Below are 15,661 nucleotides of genomic sequence, written 5' to 3'. Positions count from 1 at the left end.
GTCGGGTAGCGGAGGAGTGGCGGCAGGGCACACCTCCACTATGCGGTTACGTCGGCTCACCTGGTGTACATGGTGTACGCACAGTCAGTCACGGCTCGGCAGGTACGTCAACACCGCGGACGACGAGGGTGGTCGGCCGGGAACGGGAGGGTGTTCCGGCCCCGGGCCGAGCCCGGGCGGGGCACGCCGTACGCCGGGGGCCTCGCTCCGGCCCGGCACGTCCACGCGTTCGGCCCACATCAGGTACCCGGGCATCAGGTGCCCTGGATCCGCTGGTCCGTCAGGGCCGCCGGCCGGTTCCCGCCGGCCCTCCTCGGCCCTCTCGGCCCGGTGACCGGCTACTGCGCCGACAGCCGGAACGTCATCGTGCCGAAGCCGACCAGGTCGCCGCCGCGGACGATCGCCGCGCCGATCACGCGGCGTCCGTTGACGGTCGTGCCGTTGGTGGAGCCGAGGTCGCGCAGCACCCACAGCCCGCCCTGGTGCCGCAGTTCGGCGTGCACGCGGGAGACCGTGTCGTGGCTCAGCCTGAGGCCGCTCGCGGGATCGCGGCCTATCCGCAGCGGATAGGGGTTGCCCGGGCTGGGCAGCAGCAGTTTGGGCAGCCGCTCGGCCTGCCAGGCACGGCGCAGCCGCACGGTGAACCCGGAGATCGCCTCGACGGTCCCGAACACCATCCGCGACCAGCGGTTCTCGGTGGGCAGATCCGCGATGAGCGCGGCCAGCTCATGCGGCTGCCGGGCGACCAGCGCCAGCTCCATGCGCCGTATGAAGGTGTCGTGGGACAGGCGTCCCACGGCGACGCCGTCGCGCAGCATCTTCAGCGCCCTGTCGCGTTCGGCGTCCGAGAGCCGAGCGGGGTGCGTGTGGAACTCGAAGGACGACGTCACGCACGTGATTGTCGGTCAGCCGCGCGCGGGTGTCCAGAAAGCGTGGAACGACCTCGGCCGCCATCAGGCGGTTCCATGTGTCAAAAGGGTGGATCCGGCGAAGAATTGATCTCGCGTGGCGCACGATGGAGGCGCTGCGCCAGGAGGAACAGACGAGGGGGAACCGTCCGTGCAGTTCGAGGTGTGGGCTCCGCAAGCCGCCCGGGTGACGCTCCACTGCGGAGCGGCCGAGCAGGGATTGACACGTGATCCGGAGCGCGTGGGATGGTGGACGGGAGAGGCGGAGGCCGGCGACGGCACGCGGTACGGATTCGCCCTGGACGACGGTCCCGTGCTGCCCGACCCGCGATCGCGCCGCCAGCCGGACGGCCCGGACGGGCTGAGCGCGGTGGTCGACCACGGGGCGTACGCCTGGCACACCCCCGGGGAGGGGCACGGGCTGCCGGGCGCGGTGATGTACGAGCTGCACGTGGGGACGTTCACCCGCGAGGGCACGCTGGACGCGGCGGCCGAGCGGCTCGGCCACTTGGCGGACCTGGGCGTCACGCACGTCGAGTTGATGCCGCTGTGCCCGTTCCCGGGGCGCCACGGCTGGGGGTACGAGGGCGTCAGTTTGTGGGCGGTGCACGAGCCCTATGGCGGGCCGGAGGCGCTGAAACGGTTCGTCGACCGGGCCCACGAGCTTGGCCTCGGCGTCGTGCTGGACGTGGTCCACAACCATCTCGGCCCCTCCGGCAACCACCTTCCCGCCTTCGGCCCGTACTTCACCGAGACGCATCACACCCCCTGGGGCGCGGCCGTGAACCTGGACGCACCGGGCTCGGACGAGGTGCGGGCGTTCCTGACCGGCAGCGCGCTGGCCTGGCTGCGCGACTACCGTCTCGACGGGTTGCGCCTGGACGCGGTGCACGCGCTGTGCGACACCCGCGCGGTCCATTTCCTGGAGGAGCTGTCCTCGGCGGTGGACGCGCTGGCCGCCGAGACGGGACGCCCGCTGTTCCTGATCGCCGAGTCCGACCTCGCCGACCCCCGCGTCATCACCCCGCGCGGGGAGAACGGCCTCGGGGTGCACGCGCAGTGGAACGACGACTTCCACCACGCGCTGCACACCACCCTGACCGGCGAATCCCAGGGCTACTACGAGGACTTCGCCCGCGCCCCCTTCACGGCCCTCGGCAAGACGCTGACGGGCGGGTTCTTCCACGACGGCACGTACTCCACGTTCCGGGGCCGGCGACACGGCCGCCCGCTGGACCGCACCCGCGTCTCCGCGCACCGCCTCCTCGGCTACGCCCAGACCCACGACCAGGTCGGCAACCGCGCCCAGGGCGACCGGCTCTCGGCGTCCCTGTCCCCGGGGCTGCTGGCGTGCGGGGCGGCGCTGGTGCTCACCGCCCCGTTCACCCCCATGCTGTTCATGGGCGAGGAGTGGGCCGCCGGCACGCCGTGGCAGTTCTTCACCGACCACACCGATCCCGAACTGGCCGAAGCCGTACGCCGCGGCAGGCGCCGGGAGTTCGCCGCGCACGGCTGGGCGGAGGAGGACGTGCCCGATCCCCAGGACCCGGCGACCCGTGACCGCTCCTGTCTCGACTGGTCCGAGCCCGGACACGGCATCCACGCGCGCGTACTCGCCTGGTACCGGGAGCTGATCGCGCTGCGCCGTGCCGAGCCGGACCTCTCGGACCCCGACCTCGAGGACGTGAAGGTCACCCATGACGAGAGCGCCGGCTGGCTCGCCTTCCGCCGCGGCGACGTCCTGATCGCCGTCAACCTGGCCGCGGAAACGGCGAAGATTCCCCTCGGCATCACGCACGCCCGCGTGCTGGCGGCGTGGGAGCCCGTGGAACCGCCGGACCAGGACGGTGTGCTGAGCGTGCCGGGCGAGTCGTGCGTGGTGCTGACGCGGGAGTGACCGCGACACCGGGGCGCCCGCGGCAGACTTCGCCGCAGCGCACGCGCGCCGCGCGCTGCGCAAGCGGGGCCGTACGCGCGGCGCCCCGGGCCTCTTCTCAGCGGGAAGGGGCGTTCCAGGGCCCTTCCCAGTGGGAACGCTCGGGCCGGTGTCCGGCGCGGACGCCCTACGGTGTCTCCTCCCGCGGCAGTTCCGTGACCCGCTCCAGCATGATCGACTCCCAGGCGCGCCCTACCCGGGCGCGCAGAACCGGCAGCGGGGTGCCGTCGCGGCCCTCGAGCCCCTCGGCGAGGCGGACGAGCGTGTCGCAGCGGGCGAGCCACAGGCCGCGCAGACAGGAGCGGGCTCCGTAGCCGGCCAGCGTGGCGGCGCGCACCGCCGCGGGCGTGCCCACGGCGACGGCGAGCGAGGCGATGTCCTCGGCCGGGTCACCGATGACCGCGTCGCTCCAGCCGAGGACACCGCGCACCCGCCCGTCGCCGCTGACCACGAGGTGTTCGCCCCGGAGGTCGTGGTGCACCAGGACGGCGGCGCCCGCCGGGGCGGCCAACTGGCGTGCGGCGGGCGCACCGAGCTGGTCGAGCCCGGCGGGGTCGAACTCGTCGTCCGCGCCCAGGCGCCCGGTCACACGCGCGGCGGCCGCACGCAGCGACTCCAGTGACCGTGGCGCCATCCGCGGGACGCCGAGCGCCTCGGCCTCGCGCGCGGGCACCTCGCGCAGCCCCGTGAGGAGCGTCGCGAGGTCCGCTTCGCCGACCGCCGAGATGTCCGGTTCCTCTTCGGTGCTCCCGGGCAGCCGGGTGTCGAGGGTGTAGCCGAGGCCGGCGGCCCACTCTCCGTGCGCCACGCTCGTCGGGACCGCGATCCCCACGTGCGGCCGCACCAGGACACGCAGGCGCAGTTCGCGGCGCTGGCGCGCGGAGGCGTCCCGGTCGGTGGCGAGCCGCAGCACATGGCGCGTACCGACGCGCCACGTGGCGTGCCCCGCGCCCTGCGCGACAGGCGTCACCTCCGGTCCGTCGTCGTCAGGGAGCAGGGAACGGACCAGTCGGTGTACGGTCTCCGCCGTCGGTGTCGGTGGCTGGGTCATGATCGCGCCGTTGTCGTCTCGGATGCGTGCTCGGGGCTGCCGGTGAACGGGTCGGCCGACCGTCGCCCGCCCGCTGTCGCGTCCCGGTCCGCCACCGCCTCTCAGCCGACTACGGCCATCTCGCGCGACGTGTTGTTCAACCGCCGCCCGCCGTCTTTGGTCACCGTCACGATGTCCTCGATGCGCACCCCGAAGCGGCCCGGCAGATAGATGCCGGGCTCCACGGAGAAGCACATGCCGGGGACGAGCGGCTGCTCCTCGCCCTCGATCATGTACGGCGGTTCGTGGGTGGTGACGCCGATGCCGTGCCCGGTGCGGTGGATGAAGTACTCGCCGTACCCCGCGTCGGCGATGACCGCGCGGGCCGCCCGGTCCACCTCCTGGCAGGCCACGCCCGGCCCGACGGCCCGGAAGCCCGCCTCCTGGGCGGAGCGCACCAGGTCGTGCACCCGGCGCTCCTCGTCGGTCGGTTCGCCGACGTGGACGGTGCGGGAGGTGTCGGAGCCGTAGCCGTACTTGAGACCGCCGAAGTCGAGGACCACCATGTCCCCGTGCTCGATGACGCGCTTACCGGCCTCGTGGTGCGGGTTGGCGCCGTTGGGCCCGGAGGCGACGATGGTGAAGTCGACCTGCACGTGGCCGAACCGGCGCAGCAGATCGGCGAGATCCGCCGAGACCTCGCTCTCCCTGCGCCCCGCGAAGGGCACCTTCAGGATCTCCTCGTACGCCGCGTCCGCCGCGGCGCCGGCGGCCGCGAGCCGATCCAGTTCCGCGGCGTCCTTGACGGCCCGCAGCATCGGAAGGGCACGCGTGAGCGCCACCTGGCCGACGTCCGGGAGCCGTTCGCGCAACCCGAGCAGGTGCATAGCCCAGGCGTTGTCGCTGATGCCGTAGCGGCCGTCGCCCCGAAGCAGGGAGGCCGCCGCCTCGTAGGGGTCCTTGCCGTCGGTCCAGTCGCGCAGCGTCAGGGCGGGCGCGCCGGCCGCCTCCGCCGCGTCGGGCGCCTCCAGGGTGGGGACGACGAGGACAGGGTCGTGCCCGGCGCGCAGTACCAGCAAGGTGAGGCGCTCGGTCTCCCCCGGCCGGTACCCGGTCAGCCACACCAGGTCGGGCCCGGGCGCGATGAGGAGCCCTGCCAGCCCGGCCGCGTCGGCGGCCTCCGCGGCGCGCCGCATGCGGGCCGCGTAGTCCTCGGCGGTGAAGGGCGCGGTTCCGCCCGTTTCGGGCGGCGTGGGCGTGCCGGTCATCCATACCTCCGCGGTCCGGATTCTCCCAGGGTCTACGGGCAGCATCCTGCCTCTCCACCGGGACGGATGCGAGCCCATTGCGACCACGGCGGCCGGAGGACCGGCGAGGCACACCGTACCGGGCGACCTGGCGAGCTCCAGCGCGGCTCAGGTGGCGATGCCCGGCGCCGCGATCGGATGCCGACGGCTGCCGTCCGCGCGACACACGGCCAGGGTGACGGGGGTGCCGGGTGTCCCGGTCAGGAGTCACGTGCCCGAGAACGCCGGGGCCGCCCCCCGGCGGGCGGGGGAGGAGACGCATGTCGGGCCGCCGCGGCGGTCCACTTCGGCCGGCTCGGAGGACGAACGGCGGTAGCCGTTCTCGACAGGCCCCTCGCCTCAGCCCGTGGCCTTGTGCGCCAGTGCGTTCCGGCCGGCGTCGAAGCTGTGCAGCGCCGCGCCGACCGCAGCCGCGACGGTGACTTCGAAGATCTGGTCTTCGGAGCAGCCGGCGGCGGTGAGCCGGTCCACGTCGGTGTCGGTGATCCGGTACGAAGCGTCGCGGACTGCCATGGCATAGGACTGCCACGGTGCGGGAAGCGGGTCACCGGCCGCGGCGGCGGCGCGCAGCGCCGGGGCGGTGGTGGCGGGTGTGTCCAGCACCGCGTGGCGCAGGTCGGCCATGACGTCACCGTGATCGGTCGCAGGGCCGTCGGCGAGCAGGAAGGACGGGAAGCGGTAGCCGAACCGGTGCAGCGCACGGGTACCGCTGTGCAACTGGCCCTCGCGGAGGGTGAAGCCGAATGCGTTGGCCAGGCGGTTGACGATGTTCCACACCAGGTTGACGTGCAGTGCCTCCTGCAACGCGTGCTCGGGCAGGTCGGCGATCCCGGCGGGGATCTCGGTGGCGTTCATGCGGTCCGGCGTCCGGCTGGCCAGGTCGAGGAACTGCCGGACGGCGCGCAGTTGCGGCCGGGCCGACGCGGGATCGTCCGGGTCGATCTCGCCCTGGCCCGCGATGCGGGTGAGCTCGGCGTGCGTGTCGATACAGAACGGGCACTGGTGCAGCCGCGCGGTGCACATCGCGAGGTATTCGCGCTCCCCCGCGGTCCAGTACGACGGTCCGCGCATCGCGTCGGCGGTGAGCTCCAGCAGCGGACGGGTGAGGAAGCCGGGCCGGTACAGCAGCATCTTCACGATGTCCGGGCTTTCCACCCGCGACATCGCGGAGGTGAATGCCAGGAACAGCTTGGCGCGGCGGCGGTGGCCATGGTCGAGAACGGACAGTCTCATCAGGACTCCGGGACATCGAGGTCGTGTAGCCGGCCGGCGAGGAACCGCCGGTCGGCGGGATTGGTGGCCAGTTCGTGGGCACGCCGGTACGCCGATGCCGCCTCCGGGGTGCGGCCGAGGCGGCGCAGCAGATCCGCGCGCGCGGCATGCAGCAGGTGGTAGCGGTCGAGCCCGTCGATCCGGTCGATCAGTCCTTCGTCCGGGGTGGTGGCCATGGCCACGGCGACGGCGTGGTTGAGCGCTACCACCGGAGAAGGGGTCAGCGCGAGCAGCCGGGTGTAGAGGGCGGCGATGCCCGGCCAGTCCGTCCGATCGGCGGAGACGGCCTGGGCGTGCAGCGCGGCGATCCCGGCCTGCAGCTGGTACGGGCCCGGTCTGCCCAGGCGCAGCGCCCGGCCCAGCAGCCTGATGGCTTCGGCGATCTCGGTGGCATCCCAGCGGGACCGGTCCTGGTCGGCCAGGAGCACCACATCACCCGAGGCGCTGTGGCGGGCGGTGCTGCGCGAGTCCTGCAGCAGCAACAAGGCGACCAGGCCGAGCGCTTCGGGCTCGTCGGGCATGAGGGTGGCAACGAGCTTGCCGAGCCTGATCGCCTCCTGGGGCAGGGTGCGGTGTTCGGGCCGGTCGGGCGCGGCGGTGTAGCCCTGGGTGAAGATCAGATAGATCACCGCCAGAACGCCGGAAAGCCGCTCGGGCAGCAGCGGGTCGGCGGGCACTTCCAGGCTGATGCCGGCATCCCGGATCTTCCGTTTCGCGCGCACCAGGCGCTGGGCCAGAGTCGATTCGCCGACCAGGAACATCCGGGCGATCTGACCGGCGGTCAGCCCGGCCACTGCCTGCAGGGTCAGGGCCACCCGCACGTCCTTGGCCAGGGCGGGACGACAGCAGGTGAAGATCAGGCTGAGCCGCTCGTCCCCCATGCTGAGCAGGCTGTCCTCGCCGACGTTCGTCATCGTCGTCACCGCCTCGGGCGCCGCGCCAAGTTGGGCGAGCCTCTCCCAACTGCGGCGGGCCCGCCGCAGCCGGTCGATCGCGCTGTTGCGTGCCGCGGTCAGCAGCCACGCCACCGGGTCGTCCGGCGCCGATCCGCTCCATGCGCCCAGCGCGAGCGCGCACGCGTCCTGCAGCGCGTCCTCGGCGAGTTCGAAGTCGCCGAGGACGCGGATCAGAGCGGCGAGCATCCGCGCCCGGTGCTCCTGGTAGACCTGCCGCAGGACCGCAGCGGCGTTCATTCGCCGGTGGCCGCCAGATTCGCAGGACGGTGGTCCAGGCCCGGCACACCGACGATCGGCCGTACCTCGATCCCGCCCTGTTCGGCCATCGGGCACAGCGCGGCCAGCTCCAGGGCCTCGTCGAGGTTGCGGCAGTCGAGGACGTAGACGCCACCGAGGTGCTCGTGGGTCTCGGCGTACGGACCGTCGGTGATCAGCGTCTGACCGTCCCGCACGCTGACGGTGGTGGCCGTGTGCTCGGCCTGCAGGGGATGCCCGGAGACGAACGCCCCGCGCCGGCGGCACTCGTCGGCGAACGCGTTCACCCTGGCCAGGGCCTCGGCGAAACCCGGATCGTCCGGCTCGGGCCGCTCGCAATCGTAGATCAACAGCATGTACTGCACTTGTCCTCCGCTCACCCGGATCACGGTCGGTCGAAGAGGATGACGAACAGACCGACCGTATCTCGACACCCTGAGCCCGACGTTCTCAACGGATCGGCCGGGCAGGGTGGACCGCGGCGTGCCGGGCACAGCCGAGCGGACCGTCTGCACCGCGCGCGACGGTCCGCCCGACGCGCCACGGGCCCCGGCTGTACCTTCCCGGGACCCGTTCCGCCGGCCGGACCGTCGCCCGGTCTGGGGTCAGCGGGCCACCGGGGCGGGTCGCCAGGTGACGGACGGTGCCAGGTCCGGTACGAAACCGTGGGTGCGCCGGGCCAGGTCGGCCGCGCCGTACCGGTGGCAGCCCCGGTGCCAGTTCAGGATGCCGGACATGTAGTTCTGCAGCTCCGCGACATAGCCGTCCATGACCGCTCGGGCCTCTTCCGGGAGTTCGAAGTCCGCGCAGAGAACAGGCAGTTCACGGGCGGCCACATGCTGGAACTGCTCCATGCGCTGGGTCATGAGGTCGCCCACGATCCGCAGGGCCGTCGGGTAGTCGCAGCCGAAGAAGTTCTGCACGACGAAGAGGGCGTTGTGGAACTCCCCCTCGTACTGGATCTCCTTCTGGTAGGAGAAGACGTCGTTGATCAGCATCGCGTAGTCGATGGCCGCGTTCTCCAGGGCGCGGACCGTGCCGCTGCGATAGACCTCCCGCGGGACCTCGGGGCCGTGGCCCATGCGGCACAGGTCCTTGGTGAGGTCGGCGCCGAAGGTGGCGCGGCGCATCTCCAGATAGTCGACGGGATCCGGGATGCGGTGCTGGAGGTGGTTGGACAGCTCCCACAGCCAGCTCTCGGTCATGGTGTCGACGGCCGTGCGCAGGGCGCGCTGCTGCTCCGGGTCCATCCCCGCTGTGGTCCGCGTCCACAGGTCGAGCAGTCCGCGCTCCATGCCGTTGACCGGGGCGGGCGGTACCTCGCCGTCCAGGGGCATGCACGACGACAGCCGCTCGGTGCACAGCCTGGCCCCGGCGAGATCGCGCCGGTGGCCGAAGACGAGCGGGTAGTAGTCGTCGCCGTACGTACCCCAGGCCAGCCACTGGGAACTGAGGTCCAGCGCCTCGGGGGTGGCGTCCGGGTCCAGGCCCGCGGCGCACAGCGGCAGGTCGTAGGCCGTCAGCTTGTCCTCGTCCCAGACGCCCTCCTGGAGCATGCCCGTCCGGTGCATCCAGGGAGTGAGGTGGCTGCGGGCGCGGTCCAGATGGGGGCTGAGCCCCACCTCGTAGGGCATGGGGAAGTCGGGGATCAGCGAAGGTCCCACCTGCTGGAAGGGGACGTGCGCGTACGCGCGCAGCCTTCCTCGCCGCCCGAAGGGCGTGGGAGGTGTCCCCGTGGCCCGCCCGTCGGCGAGCAGCCCGCGCACATCGGCGGCGGAGATGCCGGGCCCGGACGGCCCGAAGGGCCGCTCCTCGGCGCGGGCGCCCCTGTTCATGTAGCGGCTGGACCTGATGTGCCACTCATGGCCGCCGGACTGCCAGTCCTGAAGGCCTCGCGTATAGGCGCCGACCGCGGCGACCTCGTCCGGTGTCAGGCCCTTCTCCAAGGCGAGGGCGGGCACTTCGGTGAGCGCGGTGTGCTCGAACTGGCGCAGCCGCGAGGTGAGGATGTCGTTGACGGTGTCGGCCGCTTCCTGCGTACTGCAGCCGAAGAAGGTCTCCAGGACCAGTACGCCGTTGCTGAGTTCGCCCTCCTCCTCCACCTCGCGCTGGTAGGAGAACAGGTCGTTGCGCAGGTGGACGCCGTCCGAGAACGTCTCCATGAGCACCCGCAGCGGCCGTGACCCGGCCACGGACGCGGGCACTTCGGCGGTCGCGTATTCGACGAGCCCCGCGGACCATGGCGCACCGCCGACCTTGCGGCGCATCTCGATGTACTCGACGGGGTTGGCGATCCGGCCTTCGTCGATGTTGGACAGCTCCCACAGCGACTCGCGCAGCAGATGTTCGGTGGCGACCGCGAAGCGCCTGCGCCAGTCCAGGGACATGGACGGCACCGTGCGTGCCCACAGATCGGCGAGTCCCGCCTCGACAGGGTTCTCCGGCTCGGGTACGGGGGTTTGCAGGTCCATCGGCATGAACTGGGGCAGCCGGTCCAGGTGGGCCTTGCCGCCCTCACGGTCCTGGGTGCGTTTGAAGGCCTCCAGGAAGTGGTCGTCGAAGAAGAAGACCCACACGTACCAGTCGGTGACGAGTGAGAGGGCCGGGCCGTCGCAGTCGGGGTGGGTGTACGCGCACAGCAGCCCGTAGTCGTGCGCGTCGAGGTCGGACTGTTCCCAGATGCCGGAGCCCTCCAGCATGCCCATGGCGCGCGCCCAGTGCGTGGAGTGGGCCCGCGCCTCGTCGAGATGCGGGTTCAGCCGCGGGATACGGCATGTAGAAGTGGGGGAGTTCGAACGGCTGCGTCATGGCCGGGCCCTACCCGTGGCCCTGCCGCGACATCCGCCGGGCGGATCACGGCCACACCATCGCGTGAATCGGGGGCGCGGAGGCGGAACGGGCCCGATCCCGGCGCGCTCTGCCCGTCCACGTCCGCGGCCTGGCGCCGGTCCGGAGGCGTCCGCGCCGGAATCCGGACGCCCCGCACGCCCCCTTGCCGACACTCACGCCCCGGGCCACCGTGGTCGCATGACCTCTTTCGTGCTGCCTCACGAAGTGCACGGCGACGGCGCCCACAAGGTGTTCGCGGTACACGGCTGGTTCGCCGACCGGGCCGCGTACGCACCGGTGCTCCCCGATCTGGACCGCGAGACCTTCACCTACGCGCTGGTGGACCTGCGCGGGTACGGGGCCGCGAAAGACGCCGCCGGCACGTACGGCACGGCCGAGGCCGCCACCGACCTCGTCGGCCTGGCCGACCGGCTGGGCTGGGAGCGGTTCTCGGTGATCGGGCACTCGATGGGCGGCGCGGTCGCCCAACGGCTGCTGGCGCTCGGCCCGGAGCGGCTGCGCCGCATCGTCGGGGTCTCCCCCGTACCCGCCTCCGGCATGCCGATGCCCGCCGAGCAGTGGGAACTGTTCGCGGACGCCGCGCACAAGCCCGGCAACCGGCGCGTCATCATCGACGTCACCACCGGCGGCCGGGCGCCCGCCGCCTGGCTCGACCGCATGGTCGCCCGCTCGCTCGCGCACAGCGACGCGAACGCGTTCCGGACCTGGCTCGACTCATGGGCCGGGGAGGACTTCCACACCTCGGTCGCGGGTTCGACGGTTCCGGCGCTGGCCGTCGCGGGCGCCCTCGACCCCGCGCTGACGGCCGGCTTGCTGCGAGAGACCTGGCTGCGCTGGTATCCCAACGCCTCGCTCCTGGAACTGCCCTCGGCCGGCCACTACGCGATGGACGAGGCGCCGCTCGCCCTGCTCCGTGCCGTGGAGGACTTCCTGCGGGCGGAGACGAGTACCGCGGCCCCCGCCCAGAAGCCGGACGCCGAAGAGAGCCTCCGCCCGTGAACGTCGGCGAGAGTGCGCCGCCCGTTCCCGACGTCTTCGACCCGCGCCAGTACGCCGACGGCGTCCCCCATGCCGCGTACCGCCTTCTGCGCGACCACCACCCGGTCGCCTGGCAGGACGAGCCCGAGGTGCTCGGCTGGCCGGCCGGGCCCGGATTCTGGGCGGTGACCCGGCACGCGGACGTCGTACGCGTGCTCAGGGACTCCGGGACGTTCTCCTCCTACGCCGGGGCCACCCAGATCCGCGACCCCCACCCCGACGACCTGCCGTTCATCCGGCGGATGATGCTCAATCAGGATCCCCCCGCGCACGGCCGGCTGAGGCGGCTGATCAGCCGCGCCTTCACCCCGCGCCGCATCGACCGCTTCACGGCCACGACCCGCATACAGGCCCGCACCCTGCTCGCGGCCGCCCTGGACCGGGCGCACGGCGGCGACGGCACCTGCGATCTCGTCGCGGCCGTCACCGACGACTACGCCGTGGTCAATCTCGCCGACCTGCTCGGTGTCCCGGAGTCCGACCGCGGCCTGCTGCTGCACTGGACCCAGCGTGTGATCGGCTACCAGGACCCGGACGAGGCGGGCGAGCCGCTCCTGGCCGCCGAGGGCAAGCCGGTCGATCCCCGGTCGCCCGCGGCCCTGAGCGACATGTTCGCCTATGCCCAGCAGCTCGCCGCGTACAAACGGGGCCACCCGGCGGACGACATCATGACCACGCTGGCCACCGATCCCGAACTGACCGGTCCCGAGCTGGAGATGTTCTTCTTCCTGCTGACGATCGCGGGCAACGACACGGTGCGCTCCGCGGCACCCGGCGGCCTGCTCGCGCTGGCCGAGCATCCCGCGGAATACGAGGAGTTGCGCGCCGGTTTCCACCGGCTTCCGGTCGCCGTCGACGAGTTGCTGCGCTGGCATCCGCCCGTGCTCACCTTCCGGCGGACCGCCGCCCGCGACACCGAACTGGCCGGACGGCGCATCCGCGCGGGCGACAAGGTCGTCGTCTTCCACGCGTCCGCCAACCGGGACGAGCGCGTCTTCACCGCACCCGACCGGCTCGACCTGTCCCGGACGCCGAACCCGCACGTCTCCTTCGGCGACGGCCCGCACGTCTGTCTCGGCTCCCACTTCGCCCGGCTGCAGCTGGGCGTGCTCTACGAGGAGGCGCTGCGGGTCCTGCCCGCCCCTCGCCTGGCCGCGCCGCCCCGAAGGCTGGTCTCCAACTTCATCAACGGCATCAAGTCGCTTCCGTTGGCGCTCACTTGACGCGTGATGGCTCGACCTGGATCAGTGCGTGGGCCCCGCTGGTCCGCCAGTGCTGCTCCTCGGCGGCGACCAGGGCGGCCTCCATGGCGGCGTCCAGCCCGACGATCACGTCGGACTTCAGGATGCGCAGCGCGGCGACCGGGCCGGGGAAGTAGGCCGTCACCTCGGCGAACGACGTCGTCGGGGGGTACAGCCGGTCCCCCACCAGACGCCGGTAGTTGAGGTCCCCCTTGAAGATCGTCAGGTCCGCGGCGGCGAAGTCCGTGCGCAGGTCCTCCGGCATCTGCGCGTACGGCAGCGGGGCACACGAGAAGGGATGTGCCCGGACCTCGAGGCGGCCCTCGGCCATCGCCGTCCACAGGCGCTCCCCCGCGTCGGCCGCCGCACCCTTCGCGCCGGTCAGCCGGCGTACCGCATCCACGACGTCGGCCGTCGTGGCGTCGGAGATGTAGTAGGGATGGGGCTTCACATGCAACAGGGCCCGGCGCACCCGCTCGTGGTGGAGCAGATGGTCGAGGAGCAGCAGGTCCGGGATCAGCTCGCGGCCCGCGTTGTCGGCCACCAGGCAGACCGTGCCGGCGGGGAGGAGGGACCACAGCGCCTCGCTGTCGTCCGCGACGAGCCTGCTGTCCATGGCCGGGGCACCGGGAGCGGAGAGGCGGAAGCCGAGGTCCGCGCGGTTGCCCCAGAGCGAGCCGTGCAGCAGCGCCCGTGCCTGCTCGTCGGGCGACTGCTCCATGAGCCGGTCGAGCGCCGCCAGTTCCTCGTCCGTCTCCGGCGAGTCGAGTTCGGCGAGCTTGAACGGGCGGAACGGATCGATGCGCTGCCAGGCTCCGGGGCCGAAGTAGCCGACGGCCTGGAGGAGTTGGTGGTAGAAGTAGCTCTCGGACCACAGGAAGGGGACCTCGAACCAGGACCGGCCGAGGTACTCGCGGGCTCCCCAGGCCGCCCAGCGCTCGTCGTCCTCCGTGCCGAGCGGTTCGATGACGCCCTCGGTGGCGCTGCTCAGCAGCCCGTCGAGCGCCCGCCGCTGCCCGGGACCGTACGGGAAGGCCTCCCGCACCGCGCGGATGAGCGCGGGGTGCCGGGCGGCGAGCACACCGTGCGGGAAGGAGCCCGGCTCGTCGGCGAGGATCACGGGGGCGTCAGGCATGGTCTCGGTCTCCTCCAGGGCCGGTCAGGATCCCGGGGGGCACGTCCACGTCCGTGAACCGCTCCTCCAGCTGCTTCCCGTAGCCGGCCTCGGTCCACACGAACTTCTTGAACTGCTCCGGCGTCAGCAGACCCTGCCACGGAGCGCCGTCGGGGCAGAACACCGACGCGCACCCGGGGCAGTAGTACGCCGATCGCCACAGTGCGTCGGCACGGGGCTCCCCCGCGGCCACGACGGCCCGTTCACGGCCTTCGCCGCGAACCACGACGATCGTGCCGGCGAACAGCAGCACGGCGAGCAGCGAGCCGCCGATCGTGAAGAGCGGTTTGCCGCTGCCGATGCCGTCGTAGGCGAGGACGACGCCGACGCCGGCCATCAGCAAGCCCTCCGCGAAGTGCAGGAACCGGTCGAACCGCGAGGGCACGCCCGGCGTCCGGGCCAGCCGGTCGGCCAGCCCCTCACGCATGGCCGCGTGGTCGGCGCAGATCTCCGGTACCGTCCGCACCCCGGCCGCTGCGCAGCCCGGACATATCGCCTCGACTGCCCCGGGGGCTCTCTCCGTTGCCATGGGCCTACGCTAACGGCCGCCCGGCCGCCGCCCCCGGCCGGCCGTCCGCTCCCCTGGGGCTGTCCGGCCGGGAAACGGCCCTCGGCACGGGCCGGTTGCCCGCTGTGTCCCGCTCTGCGCGAGGAACGCGCGGGAAGCGGTCGCGGCCCTGAACGTGCGCCTCCCCGTGCCCGTACTCCCCTGTACGCACCCGCCGCACCCGATGTGCCTGGAGACACCGGATGACCGCACACCGCACAGCCGCCGTGGCCGCCGTCGCCGTGGCGGCGACCCTGCTGCCGGCGACCCCGGCCCTCGCCCATGGGGCGCCCACGCATCCGGTCAGCCGGGTCTTCGCGTGCTCACCCGTGGGAGGCTTCCGCACGACCGCGGCATGCCTGGCGGCGATCAGGGCGAACGGCTCGCCGTTCACGGCCTGGGACAACCTCCGGGTGGCGGGCGTGAAGGGCAGGGACCGGCAGATCGTCCCCGACGGCCGACTGTGCAGCGGAGGGCTGCCCGCCTACCGGGGTCTGGACCTGGCACGCTCCGACTGGCCGTCGACCCGGCTCGCGCCCGGGGCCGTACTGACCATGGCGTACAGCTCGACGATCGCGCACACGGGCACGTTCAAGCTGTTCCTGACGAAGCAGGGGTACGACCCCACCAAGCCGCTGACCTGGTCCGACCTCCCGACGGCACCGTTCGCCCAGGTGACCGACCCGCCGCTGACGAACGGCGCGTACCGGATCAGGGCGAAGCTCCCGGCCAACCGGTCCGGGCACCATGTGCTCTTCACGATCTGGCAGAATTCGAGCACGACGGACACGTACTACTCGTGCTCGGACGTGGTGTTCCCGGCGGCGTCCGGTGCCTCCCGCGGGTCCGGGGCCACCCGGGATTCGGGCAGCGTGAAGACCTCGGGCACCCGGGCCGGTGCCAAAGCCTCGCCCACACCCACGCCCACCCCCGCGCCGTCGCCGAGCCGGCCTGCGGTGAGCACCTCGTCCCGGCCCGGCGGACTGGCGACCTCCGTACCCGGCACACCGGCGGCGGCCACCGCGCCCCGCTCCGACGGCGGTCCGTCGCTGCCGCTGCTGGCGGGCGGCGCCGGGGCGATCGCGGTGCTCGCCGGGGGCGCCGCCCTGGCACTGCGCCGCAGGCGCGGCTGACACGGCCGCCGCCG

12 protein-coding genes and 1 pseudogene are annotated in these 15,661 nt (G+C 72.6%); 4 read left to right on the top strand and 9 right to left on the bottom strand.

The window, feature by feature from the left end; translation table 11 throughout:
* Positions 1-338: 338 nt before the first annotated feature.
* On the bottom strand, positions 339-890 hold the full coding sequence (locus tag ACWDA7_RS01725) for an FHA domain-containing protein (RefSeq protein WP_450602232.1): 552 nt from the start codon (positions 888-890) through the stop codon (positions 339-341).
* 169 nt (positions 891-1,059) lie between these two features.
* Here ACWDA7_RS01725 and treZ point away from each other — a divergent pair, with 169 nt between their 5' ends.
* A complete protein-coding gene (gene treZ, locus ACWDA7_RS01720) occupies positions 1,060-2,805 on the top strand; it encodes a malto-oligosyltrehalose trehalohydrolase (protein WP_450602231.1) in 1,746 nt (581 codons plus the stop codon).
* Positions 2,806-2,971: 166 nt separating this feature from the next.
* Here the strand turns inward: treZ and ACWDA7_RS01715 are convergent, their stop codons facing one another.
* From ACWDA7_RS01715 to cyc2, 6 genes and pseudogenes are all read right to left on the bottom strand, one after another.
* A complete protein-coding gene (locus tag ACWDA7_RS01715; protein WP_450602230.1) occupies positions 2,972-3,895 on the bottom strand; it encodes an aminoglycoside phosphotransferase family protein in 924 nt (307 codons plus the stop codon).
* Positions 3,896-3,996: 101 nt separating this feature from the next.
* Entirely contained in the window at positions 3,997-5,142 is a 1,146-nt protein-coding gene (locus ACWDA7_RS01710; protein ID WP_450602229.1) for a M24 family metallopeptidase, read from the bottom strand.
* Between the two features lie 378 nt (positions 5,143-5,520).
* On the bottom strand, positions 5,521-6,414 hold the full coding sequence (locus ACWDA7_RS01705; RefSeq protein WP_450602227.1) for a hypothetical protein: 894 nt from the start codon (positions 6,412-6,414) through the stop codon (positions 5,521-5,523).
* The gene (locus tag ACWDA7_RS01700; protein WP_450602226.1) at positions 6,414-7,646 is read right to left on the bottom strand and encodes an RNA polymerase sigma factor; all 1,233 of its coding nucleotides are present in this window, start codon (positions 7,644-7,646) and stop codon (positions 6,414-6,416) included. Before ACWDA7_RS01700 ends, ACWDA7_RS01705 begins: the two co-directional genes overlap by 1 nt.
* Complete coding sequence (locus ACWDA7_RS01695; RefSeq protein ID WP_432934040.1) at positions 7,643-8,044, bottom strand: YciI family protein; 402 nt, start codon at positions 8,042-8,044, stop codon at positions 7,643-7,645. Before ACWDA7_RS01695 ends, ACWDA7_RS01700 begins: the two co-directional genes overlap by 4 nt.
* 225 nt (positions 8,045-8,269) lie before the next feature.
* A pseudogene (gene cyc2 / locus ACWDA7_RS01690) lies at positions 8,270-10,472 on the bottom strand (germacradienol/geosmin synthase Cyc2).
* Positions 10,473-10,691: 219 nt separating this feature from the next.
* Between cyc2 and ACWDA7_RS01685 the strand changes: the two are divergent.
* Positions 10,692-11,513: an alpha/beta fold hydrolase gene (locus ACWDA7_RS01685; protein ID WP_450602224.1), complete on the top strand. Its 822-nt coding sequence runs from the start codon at positions 10,692-10,694 to the stop codon at positions 11,511-11,513.
* Positions 11,510-12,775 carry a cytochrome P450 gene (locus ACWDA7_RS01680; protein ID WP_450602223.1) on the top strand — a complete coding sequence of 422 codons (1,266 nt, stop codon included), beginning with the start codon at positions 11,510-11,512 and terminating at the stop codon, positions 12,773-12,775. Before ACWDA7_RS01685 ends, ACWDA7_RS01680 begins: the two co-directional genes overlap by 4 nt.
* On the opposite strand, the gene ACWDA7_RS01675 is transcribed toward ACWDA7_RS01680, so the two are convergent.
* Together ACWDA7_RS01675 and ACWDA7_RS01670 are read right to left on the bottom strand one after the other, a co-directional pair.
* On the bottom strand, positions 12,768-13,928 hold the full coding sequence (locus ACWDA7_RS01675) for a damage-control phosphatase ARMT1 family protein (protein ID WP_450602222.1): 1,161 nt from the start codon (positions 13,926-13,928) through the stop codon (positions 12,768-12,770). The genes ACWDA7_RS01680 and ACWDA7_RS01675 overlap by 8 nt on opposite strands.
* The gene (locus ACWDA7_RS01670; RefSeq protein ID WP_450602221.1) at positions 13,921-14,496 is read right to left on the bottom strand and encodes a hypothetical protein; all 576 of its coding nucleotides are present in this window, start codon (positions 14,494-14,496) and stop codon (positions 13,921-13,923) included. Before ACWDA7_RS01670 ends, ACWDA7_RS01675 begins: the two co-directional genes overlap by 8 nt.
* 221 nt (positions 14,497-14,717) lie before the next feature.
* Here ACWDA7_RS01670 and ACWDA7_RS01665 point away from each other — a divergent pair, with 221 nt between their 5' ends.
* A complete protein-coding gene (locus ACWDA7_RS01665; RefSeq protein ID WP_450602220.1) occupies positions 14,718-15,647 on the top strand; it encodes a lytic polysaccharide monooxygenase in 930 nt (309 codons plus the stop codon).
* The last annotated feature ends 14 nt before the right edge of the window (positions 15,648-15,661 follow it).

This window comes from Streptomyces sp. NPDC001156 (assembly GCF_053598275.1).
Note: the sequence above shows the minus strand (reverse complement) of the source record. Positions and strands in the feature narration are given on the sequence as shown.